The sequence below is a fragment of the Candidatus Hydrogenedentota bacterium genome (genome assembly GCA_012523015.1).
In the GTDB taxonomy this organism is placed as follows: Bacteria; Hydrogenedentota; Hydrogenedentia; order Hydrogenedentales; family CAITNO01; genus JAAYBJ01.
Window position 1 is genome coordinate 1 of sequence record JAAYJI010000126.1, and the last position, 6,905, is coordinate 6,905.

Below are 6,905 nucleotides of genomic sequence, written 5' to 3' on the forward strand. Positions count from 1 at the left end.
CCCCAAGACCGAGGCGCTCAACCTCTGTGCGCCCCTGCCTGCCCGTGACACAGCGCGCCAACGCATTCTCCTTGTAGGTCACGCTGACGGCGCTTATGAATGGCGGCTCCATCGTTGCTTCCCGCGCCTCTTCCCCTATTTCAGCATTCCCCTTATCTTGGCCTTTCTCTATCTGCTCGGCACAACCCTCGCCTCTGCCGTGACGGGCGGCGTATTTTCAGGCGATGTCTTTTGGGAATGGCTCGGCCTCTCTCACGCCTTTGTCTTGCCCGCCCTGTTGCTGGGTCTCCTCTACACCAACTTCAAGGTGGTATCGCCGGGAGCCGCCGACAATCTGAGCGGTTCCCTTTGTGTGACGACGCTGGTCAAATGGCTGAAACAGTCCAATCTTGCCCTGAAAAACACGGAGATCACCGCCATTGTGACCGGCTGCGAAGAGGCGGGCCTTGAAGGGGCGAAAGCCTATGTGCGCGCCCATCGCAAGGAATTGGATCCCAAGACGACCGTCGCCATCGCCGTCGATACCGTCTCCGAGTTCGCCCAACTCGCCGTATATACCAAGGATTTAAACGGCCGGGTCAAGCACGACAAAAAGGTCTGTGCCCTTATCCGCGACGCCGGGAAAAAATGCGGCGTAGATCTGCCCGATGCATCGATCACGGTCGGCGCGAGCGACGCCGCCGCGTTCACCCAAGCGGGGATCCCCGCTGCCGCCATCTGCGCCATGGATCATGCCCCCGCCCATTATTATCATAACCGCCGCGATCTGCCCGAAATAGTGGAAAATGCCTGTTTGGCGAAGACACTGCAACTCCTCTGGCAGGTTTGCTTGGACTACGATCAAAGCGCTGAATAACTAACACGGCGGTGCTGTGATTCTTAGCGGCCGTTCTGCCCCTCGTCCTGCACACGGGGCAGAGCAAAGCCGAAGGTGCTGCCTTTGCCCTCAACGCTGGACACGTAAACGCGTCCGCCGTAGTACTGAAGGATACGCTTAACAATGGATAAGCCCAACCCTACGCCGGGCGGCTTTTCGCCGGCGACGACCGTGTCAGCCCGCACGAACTCCGTGAAAAGATTCCCCACACAATCTTCGGGAATGCCCACCCCGTTATCCTCCAATTCGAAGATCACCTCTCCGTCTCGGCTGCACGTGCGCAGGATGAGTTTCCCCCCTTCAGGCGTATACTTGATGGCGTTGGTCATATAATTTGCCGCCGCCTCCAGTATGAGCCTTGGTACGGCGCGTACTTCGGGTAAATGCTCTTGAAGATACAAGGCGATACGCTGCTTTTTCCGGTTCGCTGTCTCCCCATATTTATCCACCAAGCTACGCACCGTATCATTCAAGCTGAACAGCATTTCCTGATCTCGCAACGCGCCGCTTTCCAAAGAGGAAAGCTGCTGCAATTCCTGAACCAATTCGCTAAGTTCTTGGGTGCGGCGGCGCGCACGCTTGATCGCGTCTCGTGCGCTGTTGGAAGCATTGTCCGCCCACAGGTTTTCGACCGTTTCCAATAACATGGTCGCTGCCGCTGCAGGCGCTTTCAAATTATGGGTCACCACATGCATGAAATCACGGCGCTTTTCGGACAGCTGTTTCAGCTCGGCGTTCAATTCTTTGAGCGCCATTTCTCCGCGGATCAGCGCGGCGGCGATTTCCGAAACTAAGAGCGTAGTCACTGAGAACAGAATGGCTTGCACCGTCAACAGCGTCCCGGCAAAACGCCAGTCCATAGGCGTATCCGATAGGACTGCGCCGACTGGCATGTATACGGGCAGCAGGTCAATCAATTGTATGAAGACAAGCCCCGCGAAAAGGAGGTAGCCGAAAAGGGCTTGTAAAAACGCCTCCCATCGAGACATGAGCATGGCGGCCAAAATAATATGGAGAATATAAAAAGAAGTGAAGGGTGAGGCAGCACCGCCGACGAGCCACAGAGCAATGGTCAAAAAGATGAAATCAAAGGTGATCGTGCCATGCAACAACAAAACCAGATAGAGATGGGAACAATGGCGGGTGCAGCGGTAGCGGTAGAGCACAACAAACACGACGATGTTATAGGCGAAAAGTACAGCGGCAAGCAGATGCAAGGGCTTCGACGGCAGCTGCTCAATACCCACCACCAAAGGCGCAAACCAAGCGCCAACAAAGATGGCTGCAGCAACGCCAAAGCGCGCCGCCGCATAAACCAATAACCGCGCCCGTAAAAAACGCGGACTTACCAGAAAAGAAGAGGCATCATCCAAAACCGGTTCAGGGTTTGTCGACGCCGCCTGTTTCGATTCCATGGGACTGTCCTTTATAGCCTAAACTGCGTATCACTATTGTATCATTAGGAACTGAATTTGTGAAGATTATTTTGTTTTGTTCTCGCCCAAGGAGTGCCGATTCTCTAAATTGTCGGTCTCCTCACATCTTTGTTATCATTAAGTTTCTTATTGCTTTGAACACTACCAAGAAAGGGGTACGCCGTGTTATTCATCCTCTCCTAATATCGCTTCACCCTGTTGTTAATTCTGATCAGCCTCATCGGCGGCTGCGCCCGTCGGCACGGGGATTTCTCGGCAGACTATTTCCCAACTGTTGACGCACCCGCCTTGAGCATTGCCATGCAACAGCCCGAGATTATCGTGTCTGTGTCGCCCGTGCGGCAAACCATGCAGATCGGCGGCTCCATCCCCGCCCTCGTGGGCGCAGGCATCAGCGCCATCCAAGACGACCGCTACGGCATCCAAATCCGCGACGCCCTCGCCGGCTTCGACAGCAATGAGCGATTCAAGCAACTACTGCGCGACGCCGTGGCCGCCCACTTGGATCGGGTACCGGGCCAAGTGCAGCCTTTTTCCACGTCCGCCGGCTTTCATACACTGCGCGATGCGCGGGACGCGCGCTTGGAAGGCTTGAAAAAAAGCGGTTACGATCTGCTGCTGGACTTCGATTTGAGCTATGGCATCTACGGGCCTGAAGGCCTCCTCGCCGCGCGCATCGTCGGCCATATCAGCGATATAGACACGGGCAAAGTGCTGTGGAGCAATACCATTACCGCCTATTCCCTAGACTTATTCGCCGACATGAAATGGCGCGATCCCATGCAGCGCATCACGCCGTCCCTCCTCTCGCCGCGGTTTTCTTCCGCCGAAGATGCCGTCACCAAGTGGACCAAAGACGGCGGCGCTCCGCTCAAGGCGAGTCTGGAAGAAGTCATGCACCGCGCCATCGCTGCCGTCTTCACCGACCTCGGCTTTGAAGACAATTTCGACGGCGCGTATACGCTCGGTGTCCACGCCTACTTGAACAAAGCCTATGGAGAGGCGGAAGCGCTGTTGAGCCGCGCCTGTGCGCTGGATCCCGATCATCGGGAAGCCTCCAACGCCCTTGCCTTGGCGAAAGCAGCCAACAACGCTACAGATGAAGCCCTCACCATTGCGCAGGATCTCGCCGCTAAGAATCCCGAGTATTTGCCGAGCCAGTACAATATCGCTTGGTTCTATGCCGTCCTCTTGAACGATGCACAAGGAGCGCGGCCTTATTATGAAAAAGCCATTGCCTTGGGCGCGTCGCCGAGCCGCCGCCTCAAGAAAGCCATGAACTGATCCTCTTCACGACTTATAAGGATTAACTATGCAACAACCATTTCCGTGGGAACCTGTCGGCGCCTATCAAGAAATTCTGTACCATAAAATGGATGGGATCGCCAAAATAACCATCAACCGACCGGAACGGCACAACGCTTTTACACCCCTTACAAACGACGAAATCAGCGACGCCCTGAAAGATGCGCGCTTCGACAGCAACATTGGCGTCATCATTTTGACCGGTGCCGGCACAAAAGCCTTCTGCAGCGGCGGCGACCAAAAAGTGCGCGGCGAAGGGGGCTATACCGACGCGGCAACAGGAGCGGAACGTCTGAACGTGCTGGATCTGCACCGGCAGATTCGAAGTCTGCCCAAGCCCGTCATTGCCATGGTCGCCGGCTACGCTATTGGCGGCGGAAATATACTCGCCATGATCTGCGACCTCACCATTGCCGCAGACAACGCGATCTTTGGACAGACCGGACCGAAAGTGGGTTCCTTCGACGCAGGCTATGGATCCGCCCATCTCGCGCGCATGGTAGGTCAGAAAAAAGCGAGGGAAATATGGTTTCTGTGCCGCCAATATAACGCGCAAGAAGCGCTGGACATGGGCATGGTCAATACGGTCGTGCCGCTGGAGCGGCTCGAAGAAGAAACTGTGAGCTGGTGTAGGGAAATTCTCGCCAATTCGCCCACCGCTATCCGCTGCATCAAGGCGGCACTGAACGCCGATGAGGACGGACAGGCGGGGCTCATGGAACTTGCGGGCAATGCAACTGCCTTATTTTACAGGAGTGAAGAAGGCCAGGAAGGCCGCAATGCCTTTTTAGAAAAACGTAAGCCCGACTTCAAACGCTTCCCGAAAAATCCCTAAGCAAAAGAAAGCCGTCTAGCCTAACGACCAACTTCAATAAGGAATGCATCATGAGCGCAGAACTGAAACGGCAGTATAAACGTCCCTTTAAGGCAATCCATCCTCTTCGCTTCACTCGGGGCGCAGCGTTCATCCTGCTTCTTGCCTTATGTTTCGGCATGGCCAAAGCCGAAACGCCGCCCTATACCATCACCGCCGATTTTCCCGGCGCGAATATTCATGTTGAAGCAATCAGCGAAGATGTGGTTCGCCTCGCTCCCGATCTGCGTGACACCGAAGGCTGGTGGTTTTATTGGAGCTTCAAGATGAGCGGCGTACCGGCAGGGCATACGCTCCGCTTTGACTTCGGCGAACGCAATCCCATCGGCGTGCTCGGGCCTGCCGTCAGCACCGACGACGGCGCAAGCTGGGCGTGGCTTGGGAAGGAAGTTATTTCCGGCGCCGCCTTTACTTATACCTTCACCGATGCCCCTTCCACGTGGTTTTCATATACTATCCCTTATGTAGAAAAGGATCTGCGCGCCTTTCTCGACAAACACGATTTCTCGCCGCCCCTCATCGAGGAAGAGCTCTGTCTGAGCAAAAAAGGAAGAAGCGTTGAGGCACTGCGCATCCCCTGCAATCATGATGCGCCCCGCTGTCGCGTACTCTTCACAGTGCGCCATCACGCCTGTGAGACCATGGCAAGTTTTGTCTTGGAAGGCATACTCGAATCCTTGCTCAGCGACAATCCTTGCGGCGCATGGTTCCGCCATAATGTTGAAGTATTGGCGATTCCTTTCATGGACAAGGACGGCGTCGAGGCGGGCGATCAAGGGAAAAATCGTATCCCCTACGACCATAATCGGGATTACGATGCAGAAAGCATTTATCCGGAAACAGCTGCGCTCAAAACCCGCGTAGAAGCATGGAGCGAAGGCCTGCTCCGCGTCGCGATGGATCTCCATTGTCCCTATATCCGCGGCTACCGAAACGAAGAACTCTATATTGTCGGCAGTGAAGATGCGGCAAAGTGGGAAGCGGAACAACACTTGGGGCGCATCCTTGAAGAAATAAACGACAGCCCCTTGCCCTACAGCGCAGCCAACAATATCCCCTTTGGCGTGGATTGGAACAAGCCGGGCAGTTATTCAAAGGGGCTTAGCTTTTCGCGTTGGGTGAAATCTCTGCCCGGTGTTTCGATCGGTGCCGCCATGGAAATCCCCTACGCCTATGTTGAGGGCGCGACCATGACCGAGGAGCGGGCGCGCAGCTTCGGCACGGTCATCCTCCGTGCTCTGCGCCGCTACTTAATCGAAACGGAATCGCTGCCTGAGTAACGCGCCGCAACACGAACCCATCGACATCGCTCAGGGACTGCTGAGGGATGTCGATGTTGCTTATCTCCACGTTGCGCACAGTCTCTTTGCCCGATTCAAAGGTGATGGCTTCGCCCTCTGCTTCGTATTTGCGTATATTCGTGAGCGACGATTCCGCCAAGCTCCCCGCAATGAGCACCGTATGGAGGGCACGGCTCGTAATGTTGTTCACAAAGATGCGGTACGTATCGCCGAGGGGCGTCACGCCGCCCCACACAGGGTTGCTGTCTCCGATTTTCACTGCAGCACGACACGCCTTGCCCGAGCCCGACGTGTCCAACAAACCGTCAATGGTCACGTCGTGAATACGCAGCCCCCGTGCATTGAGCAAGCGTATAATGTGATGCCCCCCGGCACAATGGCCGCGGATATTGCGCACAACAATGTAGCGAATATCATCCTGTCCGTCACCGCGATCATTGGAAGCGCTGACCATGGTCGATTCCGAACTTCCCGCCGGCTTGTTGCTTAAAATATTGGTAAGCGCCACAAGATCATCTCCACTGTAGCCTGTGATATTTTCGATGGTAATATTATGACAGCCTTGCCGTAAATCAACACCATCCTGATTGAGTAAGGTTTCGGTCTTCCCGTCTATTTCTTTGGTTTGGGTCGCCTCAAATTCAATATCGCGGATCACGCCGTAACTGCAGCGCTCCATGGACATGCCCCAGCAGTGAGAATCTTTCATGCGTATATTTTCAAAGGAAAAATGATCCACAAAGGCCATCAAGATACCGATGTTGCGCCAGTCGCCCGTCTGACTTTCACCCTCTTTGCCCGCATCAGTGCCGTAACTGCGTTCCCCCAGCGTTTTTGCACTGTCGCCGGAGGCGCGAGGATGATCCGCTCCCTCCAACAACACCGAGCCCACACCGCGCACATGAATATTGGACATGGGCTCAATCGCTTCGATGCCCAAGCCGCAATTGGCACTGCGCATAAAATTGTCGCGGCAGCGATCCGACAATTTAATATGACAATTTTCCAGCTCCAGAAGAAGACCGCTCTCCAATAAAATAGCCGAGTCTAAAAGCCAGATATTTCTTGTCCCCTCGGCGCCGCGGTTCTCTCGGGGAATGACGACACGGCGG

General features: G+C 55.2%; 6 protein-coding genes. 4 read left to right on the plus strand and 2 right to left on the minus strand.

All coding sequences use genetic code 11. From position 1 onward, the window contains the following. The coding region (locus GX117_05390; GenBank protein NLO32778.1) for a Zn-dependent exopeptidase M28 at window positions 1–856 on the plus strand (856 nt) is incomplete at its 5' end. 23 nt (window positions 857–879) lie between these two features. Here GX117_05390 and GX117_05395 read toward each other — a convergent pair. Next, the gene (locus GX117_05395) at window positions 880–2,292 is read right to left on the minus strand and encodes a HAMP domain-containing histidine kinase (protein NLO32779.1); all 1,413 of its coding nucleotides are present in this window, start codon (window positions 2,290–2,292) and stop codon (window positions 880–882) included. Window positions 2,293–2,511: 219 nt separating this feature from the next. Here GX117_05395 and GX117_05400 point away from each other — a divergent pair, with 219 nt between their 5' ends. The 3 genes from GX117_05400 to GX117_05410 are packed head-to-tail and all read left to right on the plus strand — an operon-like array spanning window position 2,512 to window position 5,772. Beyond that, window positions 2,512–3,597 carry a hypothetical protein gene (locus tag GX117_05400; protein ID NLO32780.1) on the plus strand — a complete coding sequence of 362 codons (1,086 nt, stop codon included), beginning with the start codon at window positions 2,512–2,514 and terminating at the stop codon, window positions 3,595–3,597. A 28-nt stretch (window positions 3,598–3,625) separates the two neighbouring features. Beyond that, entirely contained in the window at window positions 3,626–4,453 is an 828-nt protein-coding gene (gene menB / locus GX117_05405; protein NLO32781.1) for a 1,4-dihydroxy-2-naphthoyl-CoA synthase, read from the plus strand. A gap of 50 nt (window positions 4,454–4,503) precedes the next feature. After that, entirely contained in the window at window positions 4,504–5,772 is a 1,269-nt protein-coding gene (locus GX117_05410) for a peptidase M14 (protein ID NLO32782.1), read from the plus strand. On the opposite strand, the gene GX117_05415 is transcribed toward GX117_05410, so the two are convergent. Then, window positions 5,717–6,905, minus strand: a 1,189-nt coding sequence (locus GX117_05415; protein NLO32783.1) for a hypothetical protein, incomplete at its 5' end; no start/stop codon positions are given. The two genes, GX117_05410 and GX117_05415, sit on opposite strands and share 56 nt — an antisense overlap.